The 15,669-nt window shown below is 61.5% G+C and carries 12 protein-coding genes; 2 read left to right on the plus strand and 10 right to left on the minus strand.

The window, feature by feature from the left end:
• Positions 1-135: 135 nt before the first annotated feature.
• The 9 genes from R6254_RS16730 to R6254_RS16770 form a co-directional block, all read right to left on the minus strand.
• Positions 136-1,107: an NAD(P)H-dependent flavin oxidoreductase gene (locus R6254_RS16730; RefSeq protein ID WP_318408472.1), complete on the minus strand. Its 972-nt coding sequence runs from the start codon at positions 1,105-1,107 to the stop codon at positions 136-138.
• A 32-nt stretch (positions 1,108-1,139) separates the two neighbouring features.
• Entirely contained in the window at positions 1,140-2,132 is a 993-nt protein-coding gene (locus R6254_RS16735; protein WP_318408473.1) for a Bug family tripartite tricarboxylate transporter substrate binding protein, read from the minus strand.
• A 61-nt stretch (positions 2,133-2,193) separates the two neighbouring features.
• Positions 2,194-4,125 (minus strand): acyl-CoA synthetase, encoded by a 1,932-nt coding sequence (locus R6254_RS16740; protein WP_318408474.1) that lies wholly within the window; start codon positions 4,123-4,125, stop codon positions 2,194-2,196.
• A gap of 63 nt (positions 4,126-4,188) precedes the next feature.
• Complete coding sequence (locus tag R6254_RS16745) at positions 4,189-5,187, minus strand: Bug family tripartite tricarboxylate transporter substrate binding protein (RefSeq protein ID WP_318408476.1); 999 nt, start codon at positions 5,185-5,187, stop codon at positions 4,189-4,191.
• A gap of 30 nt (positions 5,188-5,217) precedes the next feature.
• Positions 5,218-6,426 (minus strand): CaiB/BaiF CoA transferase family protein, encoded by a 1,209-nt coding sequence (locus tag R6254_RS16750; RefSeq protein ID WP_318408477.1) that lies wholly within the window; start codon positions 6,424-6,426, stop codon positions 5,218-5,220.
• 106 nt (positions 6,427-6,532) lie between these two features.
• Positions 6,533-7,663: an acyl-CoA dehydrogenase family protein gene (locus tag R6254_RS16755; RefSeq protein ID WP_318408479.1), complete on the minus strand. Its 1,131-nt coding sequence runs from the start codon at positions 7,661-7,663 to the stop codon at positions 6,533-6,535.
• 12 nt (positions 7,664-7,675) lie between these two features.
• Positions 7,676-8,884 (minus strand): acyl-CoA dehydrogenase family protein, encoded by a 1,209-nt coding sequence (locus R6254_RS16760; RefSeq protein WP_318408481.1) that lies wholly within the window; start codon positions 8,882-8,884, stop codon positions 7,676-7,678.
• A gap of 10 nt (positions 8,885-8,894) precedes the next feature.
• A complete protein-coding gene (locus R6254_RS16765) occupies positions 8,895-10,085 on the minus strand; it encodes an acetyl-CoA C-acyltransferase (protein ID WP_318408483.1) in 1,191 nt (396 codons plus the stop codon).
• Positions 10,086-10,096: 11 nt separating this feature from the next.
• A complete protein-coding gene (locus R6254_RS16770; protein WP_318408485.1) occupies positions 10,097-12,217 on the minus strand; it encodes a 3-hydroxyacyl-CoA dehydrogenase NAD-binding domain-containing protein in 2,121 nt (706 codons plus the stop codon).
• Positions 12,218-12,346: 129 nt separating this feature from the next.
• Between R6254_RS16770 and R6254_RS16775 the strand changes: the two genes are divergently transcribed.
• Positions 12,347-13,279: a LysR family transcriptional regulator gene (locus R6254_RS16775; RefSeq protein ID WP_318408487.1), complete on the plus strand. Its 933-nt coding sequence runs from the start codon at positions 12,347-12,349 to the stop codon at positions 13,277-13,279.
• Positions 13,280-13,473: 194 nt separating this feature from the next.
• On the opposite strand, the gene R6254_RS16780 is transcribed toward R6254_RS16775, so the two are convergent.
• The gene (locus R6254_RS16780) at positions 13,474-14,469 is read right to left on the minus strand and encodes a LysR family transcriptional regulator (protein ID WP_318408489.1); all 996 of its coding nucleotides are present in this window, start codon (positions 14,467-14,469) and stop codon (positions 13,474-13,476) included.
• A gap of 194 nt (positions 14,470-14,663) precedes the next feature.
• Here R6254_RS16780 and R6254_RS16785 point away from each other — a divergent pair, with 194 nt between their 5' ends.
• Positions 14,664-15,647 carry a Bug family tripartite tricarboxylate transporter substrate binding protein gene (locus R6254_RS16785; RefSeq protein WP_318408490.1) on the plus strand — a complete coding sequence of 328 codons (984 nt, stop codon included), beginning with the start codon at positions 14,664-14,666 and terminating at the stop codon, positions 15,645-15,647.
• Positions 15,648-15,669: the final 22 nt, after the last annotated feature.

The raw sequence follows: 15,669 nt of genomic DNA on the forward strand, positions 1-15,669 counted from the left end.
AAGATATCAAAAATGATAGCTGCTTGCGCCCGTGTCATAAGGGCTAGAGGCCAATTTCATGATGAATTCCGAAACGGGACGCCCCAGCGCGAGGCGCCCGCTTTTCAATGATAACGAAGCGGCGCAGGCGCCTCTTCAGTCACACCAGGCACGTGCCCGGTCCAGATGCTCGCGGCACTCGCGCACCATGCGCTCCAGCAAATCGGCGCAGGTCGGCACGTCGTCGATCAGACCGATACACAGGCCGGCGGAAATCACGCCGTTGTTGATCTCGCCCGCCTCCAGCGCAGCCCGCCCGCGCGCGCCCATCACCAGCGGACGGATGTCCTCGAACTGGCAACCGCCCGGCCGGTTCTCCATCGCCACCACTTCTTCCGAAATGGCATTCTTGAAAACACGGGCCGTGTTTTTCATGGTGCGGAACATCAACTTGGTGTCGCGCTCGGAGGCCGCGACCAGCGCCTGCTTGATGTTGTAGTGGATAGGTGCTTCCTGAGTGACACAGAACCGTGTGCCCATGTTGATGCCCTCGGCGCCAAGCGCCAGCGCGGCGGCCATGCCGCGCCCGTCGGCGATGCCGCCCGAGGCAATGATGGGAATCGTGAGTGCACGTGCCGCAATGGGAATCAGCACCAGTCCCGGCACATCGTCTTCGCCGGGGTGACCGGCACATTCAAAACCGTCGATGGAGACCGCGTCCACACCATTGCGTTCGGCCGACAAGGCGTGACGCACCGTGGTGCACTTGTGCACGATCTTCACACCATGGGCCTTGAACTGGTCGATGAAATCCCGGGGGCTGTTGCCTGCGGTTTCGACAATCTTGATCCCGCTGTCGATGATGGCCTGCACGTACTCCGCATAAGGCGGCGGTTTGACCGCGGGCAGGATGGTCAGGTTCACGCCAAAAGGCTTGTCGGTCAAGGCGCGGGTTCGCGTTATCTCGCGGCGCAAGGCGTCGGGCGTGGGTTGCGTCAGCGCCGTCAGCAGTCCCAGGCCGCCGGCGTTGGACACCGCCGATGCGAGCTCCGCCAGACCCACCCACTGCATGCCGCCCTGGATGATCGGGTAACGGATGCCCAGCAATTCGGTGATACGGGTTTTCATGTTTTCTCCAAAACGTTGCTGTCAGCCCAGACTCATTCGAGCTTGGCGCCCGATTGTTTGATCAGGCGCTCCCAGACCGGGCGTTCTGCCTTGTAGGCGGCGGCAAAAGCCTCGGGTGAGCTGTCCTTGAGCTCGAAACCCATGGTCGCGACGCGTTGCTGCACATCCGGCTGCTGCGTGGCCTTGCGCACCTCGTCGGCCAGTCGCTGCACCACGGCCTTGGGGGTGCCGGCAGGGGCTGCCACGGCCAGCCAGCCGGTCACGCGGTAGGCCTCGTCTTTCAGCCCCTGCTCGAACAGCGTAGGCACATTGGGCAAGGTGGCCATGCGACGTTCGCCGGACACACCGATGGCCTTGACCTTGCCGGCCTCGATGTGTGGCTTGGCCACCAGGGCACTGGCGAAGGCCATCTGAATCTGGCCACCGATCAGGTCTTGCATCATCGGCGCCTCGCCTTTGTAGGCGACGTGGTTCATGTCCGCGTTCTGCGTCAAACTCATGTGTGCGCCGGCCAGGTGAGGGTAGGCGCCCACGCCATAGGAGCCATAAGCCACCTTGCCCTTGTTGGTGCTCACGTATTTGAGAAGTTCGGGACCGGTCTTGGCCGGCACGCTGGGATGGACCACCAGCACCAGCGGCGCCATGGCGATCTGGTAGACCAGCGTCAGGTCGCGCTGCGTGTCATAAGGCAGCTTTTCATAAAGAAACTGGTTGGTCATGAGCGAGTTGCTCAGCGACAGCACAAGGGTGTGGCCGTCCGGCGGCGCCTTGGCCACCGCATCGGTGCCTATGATGCCGGCCGCGCCCGGCTTGTTGTCAATGATGATGGGCTGGCCCAGGCCGGCCGCCATTTTTTCGCCCAGCACACGCGCCAGAACATCGGTCGCGCCGCCGGGGGCAAAAGGCACGACCATGCGGATGGGCTTGGTGGGATAGGTCTGGGCCTGGGCGCTGATGCCCACACACAGCAAGGCCGAACTCGCGGCACAGAGCCAGGCGCGGTGGTTCAGAAAATTCAGTTTCATGGTGTTTCCCCGGTTCAGGTTTGGAAGGATGTGAGTGAGAGAAGTGAGATGGGCAACAGGCTTAGCGCAAGATCACTTGTGTCTTGAACGGCAAGCGACCCAACACTTGCTGCAATTGCGCCTGCAGTGGCGCGGCCAGCGCACCTGCCGTGGCCGCATCAATGAGCACCTTGAGCGCGTTGTCGCCGTCGGCCACCACCTGCGGCCGCGCGGCGGCAGCCAGGCCCAGGCTGGCACAGGCCTCGTCCACCAAGGTATCCGCCACCCGGCAGGCGGCCAGGCTTCGGAGCTCCGGCTTGTAAATCTTGCCCACATTGGTCATCGGCATGTGTTCGATCACTGTCACCGACTTGGGTCTGGCCGGCGCCTCGTCGACCCCTTCAGAAGTGAAGGCCAGCAACTCGGCCTCGCTCACCGAGGCACCAGGCACCAGCGTGGCAAAAATCACCGGCAGCTCGCCGGCGTAGGCGTCAGGCGCCCCCACAGCCGCGCACAGCTGCACCGCAGGATGGGCGCCCAGCGCATCCTCGATCACCTTGGGGTCGATGTTGTGGCCGCTGCGAATGATCAAATCTTTGGAACGGCCGCTGAGGTTGAGCCGGCCCTGTTCATCCAGCCAGCCCAGGTCGCCGGTGGCCAGCCAGCCGTCGGCCGTGAAGGCCTTGGCGGTGTCGGCCGGATCGAGAAAGCCCGAAAACAGATTGGGTGATTTGAACAAGACCATGCCCTGTTCGCCGATGGGCAGGTCACGCTCGGACGCGTTGCCATGTTCGTCAAGCGCGACGATACGTAATTGCGTGTAGGGCAGCGGAAACCCGACACAGCCGGCCGGCCCTTCGACGCCGGGCGGCGTGATGGTCGAGATGCCGGCCATTTCGGTCATGCCCAGGCTCTCATGGACATGCAGGCCAAACAGGCGCTTGAAACGCGCGGCCAGCTCAGGCGCCAGCACGGCGGCGCCGGTGCGGCAATAACGGATCGAGGAAATATCGGCGCCGGCCAGCGGCACATTGGCCAGCGCGGCCAGCACCGTGGGCACCGCCGACAGGGAGGTGGGCCGGTAGGCCTCCACCAGGCGCCAGTAGTTGGCCAGCACCGCTTTGTTGCGCAGCAGCGCCGTGGTGGGAATGATCACCTCCACGCCTGCCGACAAGGACGACAAGGAGGCCGGCAACACACCGGCTACATGGAACAGCGGATAACCATTGATGGACACATCGGTGTCTTTCAAGCCCTGCAACTTCACGCTGGCCCAGGCCGTAAAAACCTGCGCACCGTGGCTGTGGCGCGCCAACTTGGGCGCGCCTGTGGTGCCGCCGGTATGGAAGTAAGCCGCAATGTCTGTGGGGGCGATGTCGCGGCCGCTCACCAGGCGATCAGCCGGCTCGCGTGCACGCAAGGCGGCGAAGTCCGTCACCCCCTCGGGCAACACACTCGCACTGCCCGCCGCTTCGTCGTGCGGTGCCACGCGCAACACCGTGGTGAGTGTGGGCACCTGGCCACGCAGACGCATCGCCTTGGACCACATGCCGGACTCCTCGTCCGAGCCGTAGGCGATCAAGACCTTGGCGCGACCGGCCGTCATCAGTGACACCAGCTTCTCGTCGCTCAACAAGGGGTTGAGCGGCTGCACGATGCCGGCGGCCTCGCCGCCCCACAACGCCAGGTGGTACTCAAGGCAACCCGGCAGCAACACGGCCACCGCATCCCCGGGACCCACGCCGAGGGTATGCAGGGCATTGGCCGTCTGGTGGATGCCGGCCAGCAGCTCGGCATACGACCAGCGAATGGGCGCATCGGCCGGGTCGGCCGTGCGTAAAAAAGTCAAGGCGGTCTTGTTGCCGAAGGCCGCCCCGGCATTGCGAAAAATCTCATACGTGCTGCGAACGATGAGCGCTTCCTGCAAAGGTGTCTCTTCGAGCCGGCGAATGTCCGCCAGGCTATGAATCGGAAAAGACGGACTGAAAGGCGCTGTGGCCCGGTTCTCGCTCATGCGGCTGTCTCCTGAAGCTGTTATTTGATCTTGTGCCGTGTCATCACCCAGGCTATACGCGCCTTATTTGTTGGTGATGTTGTTGTCGCGGATCACCTTGCCCCAGCGTTCAAAATCCTGGCGCATGCGTGTACCCATCTGTTCGGGCGTCTGCCAGGCCGCAAAAGTCCCCACGCCTTCAAGCTTTTTCTGCACGTCCTTGTCAGCCAGCGCAATTTTCAGTTCTTCGTTCAGGCGCGCGACAACTTCCTTGGGCGTGCCGGCAGGCGCCAGCATGCCGCCCCAGGAGGTCGCATCGAAACCGGGGAAGCCCTGCTCGGCCACGGTCTTCACCTCAGGCAGCAGGCTGATACGTATGGACGAACCCACGGCGATCGCGCGCAGCGTGTTGGCGCGGATGTGCGGCAACACCGCAATCAGGTCGGAAAACATCATCGGCACCTGGCCGCCAATCAGGTCGGTCACGGCCGGCGCGCTGCCGCGGTAAGGCACGTGTTGCATGTCGAATTTCCCGCTGCTCTTCAACATCTCGGTCGTCAGGTGACCGAAGCTGCCGGGGCCGGCGGTGGTGTAGTTGAGCTTGCCACCTTCGGCCTTGGCCTTGGCGATCAGGGGCTGCAAGCCAGTCACCTCAGGCAAGCCCTTGGGGTTGACCACCATCACGATAGGCAGGTCGTAGGCGGTACCCACCGGCGTGAAGTTCTTGAAGATGTCATAACTGGTCGGACCGTAGAGGTGGCTCGCCAGCAAGGTGGGCGTGGCCAGCATCACCAGTGTGTAGCCGTCCGGTGCCGCCTTGGCCGCCAGCGCCGCACCGATGGTGCCCGACGCGCCGCTGCGGTTGTCGATCAGCACCGGCTGCTTCAGGCCCGCGGCCATCTTCTGGCCAATGATACGTGTCGCCACGTCGGTCGGGCCGCCGGGTGGAAAGGGCACGATCAGCGTGATCGGCTTGCTGGGCCAGGCCTGTGCCAAGGCGCCACCCGTCAGGAGTGGGAGCGCCAGGGCGAGCAAGACGCGGCGCGTGGTGTGACCGATGGAAGGGGAAAGTCGATGGTTCATGGTGGTCTCTAAAAAATGGGTTGGCTGGCGTCAAACAACGCCCTGACTTTTCAATTGTGAAATTTTTTCTTCGGACAAACCCAGCAGTGACTGGAGCACCTCGCGGGTGCCTTCACCCAGTTGTGGTGGTGCACTGCGCACCGGCAGACGCTCGCCATCGAAACGGTAAGGCGGCGCCAGCACGTTGACCGTACCGGCCACGGGGTGGGGCTGTGTGGTCACCAGGCCGGCGTCGGTTGCGCGTTTGGAATTCAGCGCTTCTAGCAGGCCCAACACTTCACCACAGGGAATGCCCGACTTCGTCAGTTGCGCCAGCAGGTCGACGCGTTTGCGGCGCCCCAGTTCGCGGTTGATCTCGGGCATCAGCAGGTCACGGTTGGCCGAGCGCAGGATGTTGGTCTTGAAACGTTCATCCGCCGCGAGGTCGGGGCGGGCAATCACCTCGGTGCAAAAACGTGCGAACTGGCTGTTGTTGCCCACCGTGATGACCAGCGGGCCGTCTTCGGCGTCGAACACGCCATAAGGCACGATGGATGGGTGGGCGTTGCCGTAGCGCGGTGGGTCTTCGCCCAGCAGCAGCGCCTCCAGGCCGTAATAAGCCGTGATCATCAGGCCGCAGTCAAACAACGCCATCTCGATGTGGCGGCCTTTGCCGGTTTTCTGGCGCTCGAACAGCGCAGCCAGGATGGCCTGGGCCGAATACATGCCGGTGAACAGGTCGACCGCGGCCACGCCAAACTTCAGCGGTGGCTGGTGGGCTTCGCCGTTCATCGCCATCAGGCCAGCTTCGCCCTGCACCACGAGGTCGTAACCCGGACGCGCGGCTTCGGGGCCGGTTCGGTCATAACCGGAGATGGAGCAGTAAATGAGACCGGCGTGTTCCTTGCTCAGTTGCTCGTAGCCCAGGCCCAGCTTCTCGATGCCGCCGAACTTGAAATTCTGGATCACCACATCGCTTTTCTTCGCGAGTTCGCGAGCAATCTCCTGACCCTCGGCAGTCTGCAGGTCTAGCGTGACGGAGCGCTTGTTGCGGTTGACGCTGTTGAAATAAGCCGTCTCGGTGGCGCCCACACGCAAACCCCAGTCGCGGGTGTCATCGCCGCGGCCTGGATGCTCCACCTTGATCACCTCGGCCCCCAGATCGCCAAGCACCATGCCGCACCAGGGGCCGGCCAGGATGCGGGACAGATCGAGAACACGCACACCGGCCAGCGGAAGCGAAGAATTCAGGGACGACATGGCGATAACTCCAGGGATTCAAAAAGGCAATGGGCGGCAACAAAATAAAGGGCTTACGAAAAAACTCAAGGCGCGTTCGATGTGCTGCGTGGCGCGCATGGGCCAGCTACTTGCCGAGCGCGATGAAGCGCTGCAGATGATGGTCTTCGTCGCCCAACTGGTGATCAATCATCACCAGGCGTTTGGCATAGTGGGCCAGTGGCAGTTCCCAGGTCATGCCGATGCCGCCATGCATCTGGATGCTTTCTTCCGCCACCAGCGTGCCGATACGGCCTATGCTGAATTTGGCGGCGGACAAGGCACGCTCGCGTGTCACGCGATCCGCGTCGTCGATGGCTGCGGCAGCGTTGATCACCGCCGAGCGGGCCTGTTCGATCTCCAGCAACAGATCCGCCATGCGGTGCTGCAGCGCCTGGAAGCTGCCGATCAACAGGCCGAACTGCTTGCGTGTGCGCAGGTATTCCAGCGTCGCGGTTTTGGCGGCTTCCATCGCGCCAAGCGCTTCGGCGCAGAGCGCCAACACGCCACGGCCGATGGCACGTTCCAGCGTCGCGTAACCCTGCCCTTCGGTGCCCAACAGCGCATCGGCATCTAACTTCACGCCGTCGAACGTCAGTTCGGCCACGCGGCCACCATCGATGGCGGGGCAGCCGCGCACCGACAGGCCGGGCGTCTTGGCTGGCACGAGGAACAGCGAGATGCCGGCCTGGTCGTCCACCGCGCCCGAGGTCCGGGCCGAAACCACAAACAGGTCCGCCTGCTCACCCTGCGGCACAACCGCCTTGTTGCCGATGAGCACCCAGCCGTCGCCGCTACGCTTGGCGTGTGTCTGCACATACGTTTGTTCGTAATGTGATTCCGGTTCGTCGTGCGCGAAGGCGGCGATGAACGTGCCGTCCATGATCCCTGCCATCCTGGCCTTCTGTGCTTCGTTGCCTGCGACGCTGATCGCTTCGCCGGCCATCACCGCACCCAGCAACGGTTCGACCACCAGGCCGCGGCCCAGCGCCTCAAAAACCACGGCAATGTCGAAGCCGGCACCACCAAAACCGCCGTCGGCTTCGCTGAACAAAGCGCCTATCACGCCCAGTTCGGCGAACTGCTGCCAAATCTCGGGGCTGAAGCCATGGGCCGACTTGGCAATACGGTCACGTTTCTCAAAAGCGTATTGCTCGGCAATGAAGCGGTTCAGGCTGTCGGCGAGCATGCGCCGGTCTTCGCTGTGTTCGAAGTTCATGGCGTTTTTTCCTTACAGACCAAGAATCATCTTGGAGATGATGTTCTTCTGGATTTCGTTGGAGCCACCGAAAATCGACAGCTTGCGGTTGTTGAAGTAACGGGCCGCTGCGGCGGAAGCATACGCTGGGCCAAAGGTTTCGCCCGCATAGCCATCCTGCAGCGCTTCTGCAATGAAGGGCCGGCCATAAACACCCATCGCACGGCGCGCAAGCGACGATATCTCCTGCCGGATCTCGGTACCACGAATCTTGAGCATCGAACTTTCGGCACCCGGCACGCCGCCGCCGGCCACCGCAGCAATCACGCGCAAGTTGGTGGTTTTCATGTTTTCGAGGTCGATCTCGACACGCGCCAGACGGGCTGCGAAAGCCGGGTCTTCAGCCAGCGGGCGACCGTTTCGGGTCTGCTTGGCCGCAATGGCCTTGAGCTGCGCCAGCGCGGCGACCGAGAAACCCACACCCGCGATGTTGGTGCGTTCGTAGGTCAGCAGGTACTTGGCACAGGTCCAGCCCTTGTCCTCTTCACCGACCAGATTTTGAACCGGCACACGCACGTCGGAGAAGAACACCTCGTTGACTTCATGCTCGCCATCCAGCGTGATGATAGGACGCACAACAACACCGGGCGCCGTCATGTCGATCAACAGAAAGCTGATACCTTCCTGCTTCTTGGCTTCGCGGTTGGTACGCACCAGGCAGAAAATCATGTTGGCATGTTGACCCAAGGTGGTCCAGGTCTTCTGGCCGTTCACGATGTAGTGCTCGCCTTGCGCATCCGTCCCGCGCACGGCCGAGGTCTTGACCGCTGCCAGGTCGGAGCCCGCGCCGGGCTCCGAGTAACCCTGGCACCACCAGTCGGCGCCTTCGAGGATACGCGGCAGCCAGTGGCGCTTCTGCGCCTCATTGCCATACTTGATCAGTACTGGCCCCAGCATGTTCACGCCGAAAGGCACGATGCGCGGCGCATGGGCCAGCGCACATTCGTTCTCGAAGATGAACTTCTCGATCGCCGTCCAGCCCGGTCCGCCGTACTGCTCGGGCCAGTGGTTGGCCAGCCAGCCGCGCGTATTCAAGATGGCGTGCCATTCCTGCATGTCGGCCTTGCCAAGGATCTTGCCGCTGGCCACCTTGTCCGACAGGCGGGCGGGCAGCTTGTCGGCCAGAAAGGCACGCACTTCGCTGCGAAACGCTTCTTCTTTGGGGGTGAAGTTCAGGTCCATGGCGGACTCCTTAATAAATCTCAAACAGGCCGGCAGCGCCCATGCCGCCGGCGATGCACATCGTGACCACGGCGTACTTCGCGCCGCGGCGCTTGCCCTCAATCAGCACATGGCCCGTGAGACGCGCGCCTGTCATGCCGAAGGGATGACCGATGGAGATCGCGCCGCCATTCACGTTCAGGCGTTCCGACGGAATACCCAGCTTGTCCTGGCAGTAGATGGACTGCGAGGCAAACGCTTCGTTGAGTTCCCACAGGTCAATGTCCTCGACTTTGAGGCCATGGCGCGCGAGCAGCTTGGGCACGGCGAAGACCGGGCCAATGCCCATCTCGTCGGGCTCGCAGCCGGCCACCGCCAGGCCGCGAAACACGCCCAGCGGTTGCAGGTTGGCGCGTTCTGCGTCTTTCGCTTCCATCAACACGCAGGCCGAAGCGCCGTCGGAGAGCTGCGAGGCATTGCCGGCAGTCACGAACTTGTCTTCGCCCATCACCGGTTTCAGCTTGGCGAGCGCCTCATAGGTGGTGCCGCGGCGGTTGCAGTTGTCTTCCGTGGCGGTGACTTCGCGATAGCTGACTTCCTTGGTGTCCTTGTCGGTCACGGCCATGGTGGTGGTACAGGCGACGATTTCGTCCTTGTAGCGCCCGGCGATCTGCGCTTCCTCGGTCTTGCGCTGGCTCTCGGCTGAGAAACGGTCTTGCGCCTCGCGGCTGATGTTGTAACGCTTGGCCACGATGTCGGCGGTCTCTATCATCGCCATGTACAGCTCGGGCTTGTGCTCAACAATCCACGGGTCCATGCCGTTGTCACCGCTGTCGGTGGCGCTGCGGCCACGGATCTGCGAGATGCTTTCAACACCGCCGGCAATCATGGCCGGGGCGCCTTCGACCACAATGCGGCCCGCCGCCATCGCGATGGCCTGCAGGCCCGAGGCGCAGAAGCGGTTCACCGTGGTGCCGGCGATGCTGATAGGCAGGCCGGCGCGGATGATGCTCTGGCGCGCGATGTTGCGGCCGGTCGTGCCTTCGGGGTAGCCGCAACCGAGGATGGCGTCCTCGATCAGCGCCGGATCGAGGCCCGAGCGTTCCACCGCGGCACGCACCGCAAAGGCCGCCAGCGTGGCGCCGGAGGTGATGTTGAATTCGCCGCGGTGCGCCTTGGTGAGCGGGGTACGGGCGGTGGAAACGATGACGGCTTCACGCATGAAATAACTCCTTATTCGGATTGATTGAGGCTGGCGAAATCGGCGCCGCGTTCGACCAGCTGCACCAGCAGCGGCGAGGGCTGCCAGAACAGCGGGTCTTGTTTGGCGAATTCGCGGATATCGGCCAGCACCTGGGGCAGGCCCACGGTGTCAGCGTATTTCATTGGGCCGCCGCGATGGCGCGGAAAACCGTAGCCGTACATGAAGGTCACGTCGACGTCGAGCGGGCGCAGCGCAATGCCCTGGTGCACGACGTTGGCGCCTTCGTTGACCATGGCAGCCATGTAGCGGCGCATGATTTCTTCTTCAGTGAAGGCTCGTGGTGTGATGCCAGCGCGTTCGCGCTCGGCGTCTATGATCGCCAGCACCTCGGGGTCGGGCACGCCGGTGCGTGCGCCTTCGGGATACAAGTAGTAGCCGCGCTGCGTCTTCTGGCCAAACCAGCCGCGTTCGCAGATGCGGTCGGCAATCTGCACATAACGCGCTTTCGGATCGCGTGTGGCGGCCTTGCGCTTGCGTGTAGCCCAGCCAATGTCGCCGCCGGCCAGATCAGACACCTGGAACGGGCCCATGGGGTAACCGAAGTTACGCACGGCCGCGTCAATCTCGTAGGGCGAGGCGCCGTCTTCCATCATGTGGTCGGCCGCTTGGCGGTACACCGCAAGAATGCGGTTGCCAATGAAACCGTCGCACACACCAGCGCGCACCGGCACCTTCTTCAGTTTCTTCGCCAGCTCGAAGCCGGTCGCAACCACGTCGGCACGGACCTTGGCGGGCACCACGATCTCCAGCAGCTTCATGATGTTGGCCGGCGAAAAGAAGTGCAGGCCCACCACGTCGCCGGGGCGCGAGGTGCTGGCCGCAATCTCGTCGATGTCGAGGTAGGAGGTGTTGGTGGCGAGCACGGCACCGGGCTTGCACACGCGGTCGAGTTCGGCGAAAACGGCCTTCTTGACCGCCATGTCTTCGAACACGGCCTCAACCACGATGTCGACTTGTGTCAATGCGGCGTAAGACGTGGCGCCCGAGAAGCGCGCCATCACGACCGCCTTGGCCTCGGGCGTCATGCGGCCTTTTTTGATGAGACCGTCGTACACCTTCTCGACGTGGGCACGGCCGCGCGCCAGACTGGGCTCGTCGCGCTCGATCATGGTCACGGGCATGCCCGCGTCCAGCATGGCCACCGCAATGCCCGCACCCATGGTGCCGCCGCCGACAATGCCTGCGGATTCGAGTGGGCGCGGCTTGGCCGCCTTGGTCTCCGGCGCCTTCAGCACCTCGCGTTCGGCGAAAAAAGCGTGGATCAAGCCAGCCCGCTGCGGGCTGTCGACACATTGCAAAAACAGCTTGCGCTCCAGCGCCATGCCTTCGTCAAAAGGCAGTGTGAGTGCTGCCTCGACGGCTTCGATGATTTTCATCGGCGAGAACAGGCCGCGGCTCTTTTTGGCGGTGTCAGCGCGCGCAGCGTCGAGGGCGGCACGACTGACATCGGTATCGGCCAGCGCGGCTGCGTCGCGCGTGCGTCGCACGGGGGCTTGGCCGGCAACAAGTTCCTGGGCATAGGCCAGGCCCTCTGCCAGGGCGTCCGGGCCATCTCCCAGGCGGTCGATCAGGCCGAGTGCGAGGGCTTCCTTGGCGTTGGCGTGGCGGCCGCTGAGGATCAGGTCCAGCGCGGCCTTGGCGCCCATCAGGCGCGGCCCGCGCTGCGTGCCACCGGAGCCGGGGAGCAGACCGAGCAGAACCTCAGGCAGGCCCAGCTTGGCGGAGGGAACAGCCAGCCGGTAGTGGGCCGACAGCGCAAGCTCCAGCCCGCCGCCCAAGGCTGCGCCATGGATGGCCGCAACCACGGGCTTGGCGCAGTTTTCGATGCGGCTGCAGACCTCGGGCAGCGAGGGCGGCTGCGGCGTCTTGCCGAACTCGCGGATATCGGCCCCGGCGATGAAATTGCGACCGGCGCCGACAATCAGCACCGCAGCCACGCCAGTATCGGCTTCGGCAACGTCCATGGCGGCGGCCAGACCGCGACGCACAGCCACGCCAAGCGCGTTGACCGGCGGATTGTTGATGGTCACCACCAGAACGCCGCTTTGGCGCTCGGTTTTGACAACGTCAGAAAGGGCATCGAAAGCCATGTGAGGAGTCTCCTGATCTTGAACCATGATGAGAACGTAAGTAGTCATAGATTGTTATTCGATCAATCATTCTTGACAATTGCATATATCATTGACAATCTGTCAAATAATTTTTTACATTCATCCATCATGGAACCCTCCGCTTTAACCTTGCTCGTCGAGATTCTTGACGCCGGCAACCTGAGCCAGGCAGCGCGCAAACTGAAAATGACCCGGGCCAATGTCAGCTACCACCTGACACAGCTGGAGCGATCGGTTGGACTGCAATTGGTGCGTCGTACAACACGCCGGGTAGAGCCGACCGAGGTCGGTTTACGCCTGTACCAGCACGGCCTCAGCATCCGGAATGAGTTGCTTGCAGCCCAGGAAACGGTTTCGACCCTGGGGCAGAGCCTGCAGGGCCGCGTGCGCCTGAGCGTGCCCAGTGGCTATGGACAAATGGTTATGTCGGACTGGCTGATCGAGTTCAAGCGCCTCTACCCCGGCATCGTGCTGGACGTGTTGTTCGAAAATCGCGTCGATGACCTGATGCGCGACGAGGTAGACATCGCCATCCGCGTGATGCCCGAACCGCCGCCCACCCTGGTGGCGCGCGAACTGGGCGCCGTGCGCTACCTGGCCTGCGCATCGAGCGCTTATGCGGCCGAGCACGGCTTGCCCACGCGGCTGGAACAGTTACGCACCGCACCGCTGATCACCTCCGGGGTGATTGGTCGGCAACTGCGTGTCTCCGCCTACCTGGGCAACGAACGCCAGGAAGTCACGCTGGAGCCCACGCTGATTTCGGAGCATTTCCCTTTCCTGCGCCAAGCTATTCTGGCTGGGCTGGGGGTTGGACTGGTACCGGATTACGTGGTGCTGGACGCTGTGCAGTCCGGCGAAATCCTGACGGTGCTGGACGAATACCGGCTCAGCATTTTCGGCACCCAGATGTTCATGTTGTATATGCCTGATCGTCACCAGACCCGCGCGGCGCGCGCGTTTATTGACTTTATTCTGGACAAGGCGAATACAGCCCGTGCAGATGAAGAATTGCACCACCCCAAACAACGCAAGGAATAGGATGCCAAACTGAATCCGCCTATCCTGAAGCGAGCCATCGCTGTTGCTGCCAATGCGAAATTGACCAAGGTGCCGAAAATCATCGATCACCCATCAATCCGAAAAGATCAAGGCTAATCGCGGGCTACAGGCCAATGGCGCATGGTCAGTCAATATCGGCACCCCTGGTTAAATTCGCATCGGCGCCTACAGGCTCAAGTGGTTTGTCGGAAGTCATCAGGGCCGCAGGCGATGGGGTGAACGCTGAGGCTTCTATTCGTCCTGGAGCCAATTTCCTTTGCAATTTTCACAAAATCATTGACCGTTTCGGAAAAGCCATCCGTACTCCACAAAATGCCCACGGCTCCAAATTTGAGCACGCGATCGATAGAAAGTCTGTGTAGCGTTCCGCGCGCTACCTGGTAGCGGGTCATTTCTTCAGAACAGATCCCAATGTAGTTACCGCAGTGCAACAGGGCGAGCAAGGTGGTAATGGCAGAAGTTTCGACCTTAGGCTGAAGCCATGGCACGCCTGCGTCAACGAGCGCGGAGTCTAGTTGGCTTCGCATCGACGTCCCGTGCGGGGGCACGATCCAGTTTTCGTTTACCAAGGCGCTGAGCTTGTGCTCTGACGTGTCTCTCCAGAGCGGGCTTCCTTTTCCTACGACCACGCAAATGCCATCTTCAAACAGGATTTCGTGGTGGAGCCCCGAGTCATAGGCCCTCGCGTCAATGGTTCCTATCACCACATCCAGCTCCTTTCTCGCAAGCCCTTCCAGCAAACTGCTGAAGTGTCCCTCGGTCACGGTGATGGCTACGGCCGGGTGCATGACTTGAAACTGGCTGATTGAAGCGGGAAGCACGCCTGCCACGCCTGCCCAAACGCTGCCCACATGCAGGCGCGAAGCCTTGCCCTGAGCGACTGCGTCGAGCGCTTTCCCCACTCGTGAAACATCTCCCAATACGCGGATTGCCAACTGCTTTATCAGTTTGCCCGCAGGCGTTAGCTCCAGTCGCCGACCTCGCATCACGATGGGCGTCCCAACCAGGTTTTCCATCTCAGCCAACCAGTGCGACATCGCCGATTGCGTCAAGTGCAGCCTTGCCGCTGCTTCGGTCAGCGTGCCAGCTTCGTCCAGTACGAGCAGCGATTCCAGATGTCGGACTTTCAGCTTGCGTGCCCAAGCGAATTCGCCATACAGATCACGCATGAGTAATTCCTAATGTATGCATTGATTAATTTCAGTAGCCTGAAGCCGAATAAACCCAAATAATAAAAAATCACCTTCAAATTCAATGGCAGATTCTTGGCTGCAGCATTTCATGATCTTTTGTTGCGATCCGATGGGTCTATTTTTGCGCGGTAAAAGGTGAATTTTCGGTTTGTGATCAATCTGAGGAAGTTATGAAAAATAGCGATATTCAGCGTCGTACGCTCGTCATGTTTGCGGCCGTTGCCAGTATGGGAGCAAATCATGCGTTTGGTCAGGATTTCCTGACGCGTCCTATCAAGCTGATGATTCCACAAGGGCCCGGATCTGGCGCGGATGCTACCGGCCGCCAACTGGCGGAGTTTTTGTCCAAACACCTCAATACGTCTGTCGTGGTGGATAACAAGCCAGGTGCGAATGGCATTTTGGCGTCCTCCATCATTGCCAAGGAGCGTCCCGACGGGAACTCCATTTTTCTGACCAGCGTGTCATTGGTCAGCTTTAACCAGCATCTTTACAAAAAAGTGCCTTACGACGCGATCAATGACTTCACGTTCATATCGCCCGTGGCCGATGCGAGCTTCATGGTCATCGCTAGCAAGAAGAGCGGTATCAAAAATTGGTCGGATTTTGTGAAAAAGGCTCAATCCGAACCCGGCAAGCTTACCTTTGCAAGCGCTGGATTAGGCAATTCGACACACCTGTACATGGAGAAGATTGCCAAGGATTTGAAGCTGGACCTGCGGCATATCCCGTACAAAGGATCGGGCCCTGCGCTGATGTCTGTCGTCTCCGGTGAAACGGACTTGATGTGCGTGACCACGGTGACTGCACTGCCGCAATTCGAAGCGCGCACTGTCACCGCCCTAGCGCAGTCTGGAGACAAGCGCGCAAGCCGCATGGCTGAGATTCCGCTGATCAAAGACCTGGCACCCGAGATGCCCGCGTTGCCTGGTTGGTATGCGCTGGTTGGGCCGGCGGGCATGTCGCCCGATGTGGTCAAGAAGCTCTCCGGTGCCGTAACGGCCTTCCTGGAGGATGAAAGCAACAAGAAAAAATTGAACGAGCAATTCCTTTTTCCAATCCCTGGCTCCAGCGAACAAATCAAGGCGAGGGCTATTCAAGAGTCAAAAATTTGGGGCGAACTGATCAAGTCGCTCAACATCAACCTGGACTAAACAAGAAGCATGTCAGATTCAG

The sequence above is a fragment of the Polaromonas potterensis genome (assembly GCF_033446725.1).
Lineage (GTDB): Bacteria > Pseudomonadota > Gammaproteobacteria > Burkholderiales > Burkholderiaceae_C > Polaromonas.

What these genes read in the sequence shown, in the direction of transcription:
- R6254_RS16750 (WP_318408477.1), bottom strand. Translation starts at nt 6,426, where the DNA reads ATGTCGTCCCTGAATTCTTCGCTTCCGCTGGCCGGTGTGCGTGTTCTC.
- R6254_RS16760 (WP_318408481.1), bottom strand. Translation starts at nt 8,884, where the DNA reads ATGGACCTGAACTTCACCCCCAAAGAAGAAGCGTTTCGCAGCGAAGTG.
- R6254_RS16740 (WP_318408474.1), bottom strand. Translation starts at nt 4,125, where the DNA reads ATGAGCGAGAACCGGGCCACAGCGCCTTTCAGTCCGTCTTTTCCGATT.
- R6254_RS16755 (WP_318408479.1), bottom strand. Translation starts at nt 7,663, where the DNA reads ATGAACTTCGAACACAGCGAAGACCGGCGCATGCTCGCCGACAGCCTG.
- R6254_RS16765 (WP_318408483.1), bottom strand. Translation starts at nt 10,085, where the DNA reads ATGCGTGAAGCCGTCATCGTTTCCACCGCCCGTACCCCGCTCACCAAG.
- R6254_RS16745 (WP_318408476.1), bottom strand. Translation starts at nt 5,187, where the DNA reads ATGAACCATCGACTTTCCCCTTCCATCGGTCACACCACGCGCCGCGTC.
- R6254_RS16780 (WP_318408489.1), bottom strand. Translation starts at nt 14,469, where the DNA reads ATGCGTGATCTGTATGGCGAATTCGCTTGGGCACGCAAGCTGAAAGTC.
- R6254_RS16785 (WP_318408490.1), top strand. Translation starts at nt 14,664, where the DNA reads ATGAAAAATAGCGATATTCAGCGTCGTACGCTCGTCATGTTTGCGGCC.
- R6254_RS16775 (WP_318408487.1), top strand. Translation starts at nt 12,347, where the DNA reads ATGGAACCCTCCGCTTTAACCTTGCTCGTCGAGATTCTTGACGCCGGC.
- R6254_RS16770 (WP_318408485.1), bottom strand. Translation starts at nt 12,217, where the DNA reads ATGGCTTTCGATGCCCTTTCTGACGTTGTCAAAACCGAGCGCCAAAGC.
- R6254_RS16730 (WP_318408472.1), bottom strand. Translation starts at nt 1,107, where the DNA reads ATGAAAACCCGTATCACCGAATTGCTGGGCATCCGTTACCCGATCATC.
- R6254_RS16735 (WP_318408473.1), bottom strand. Translation starts at nt 2,132, where the DNA reads ATGAAACTGAATTTTCTGAACCACCGCGCCTGGCTCTGTGCCGCGAGT.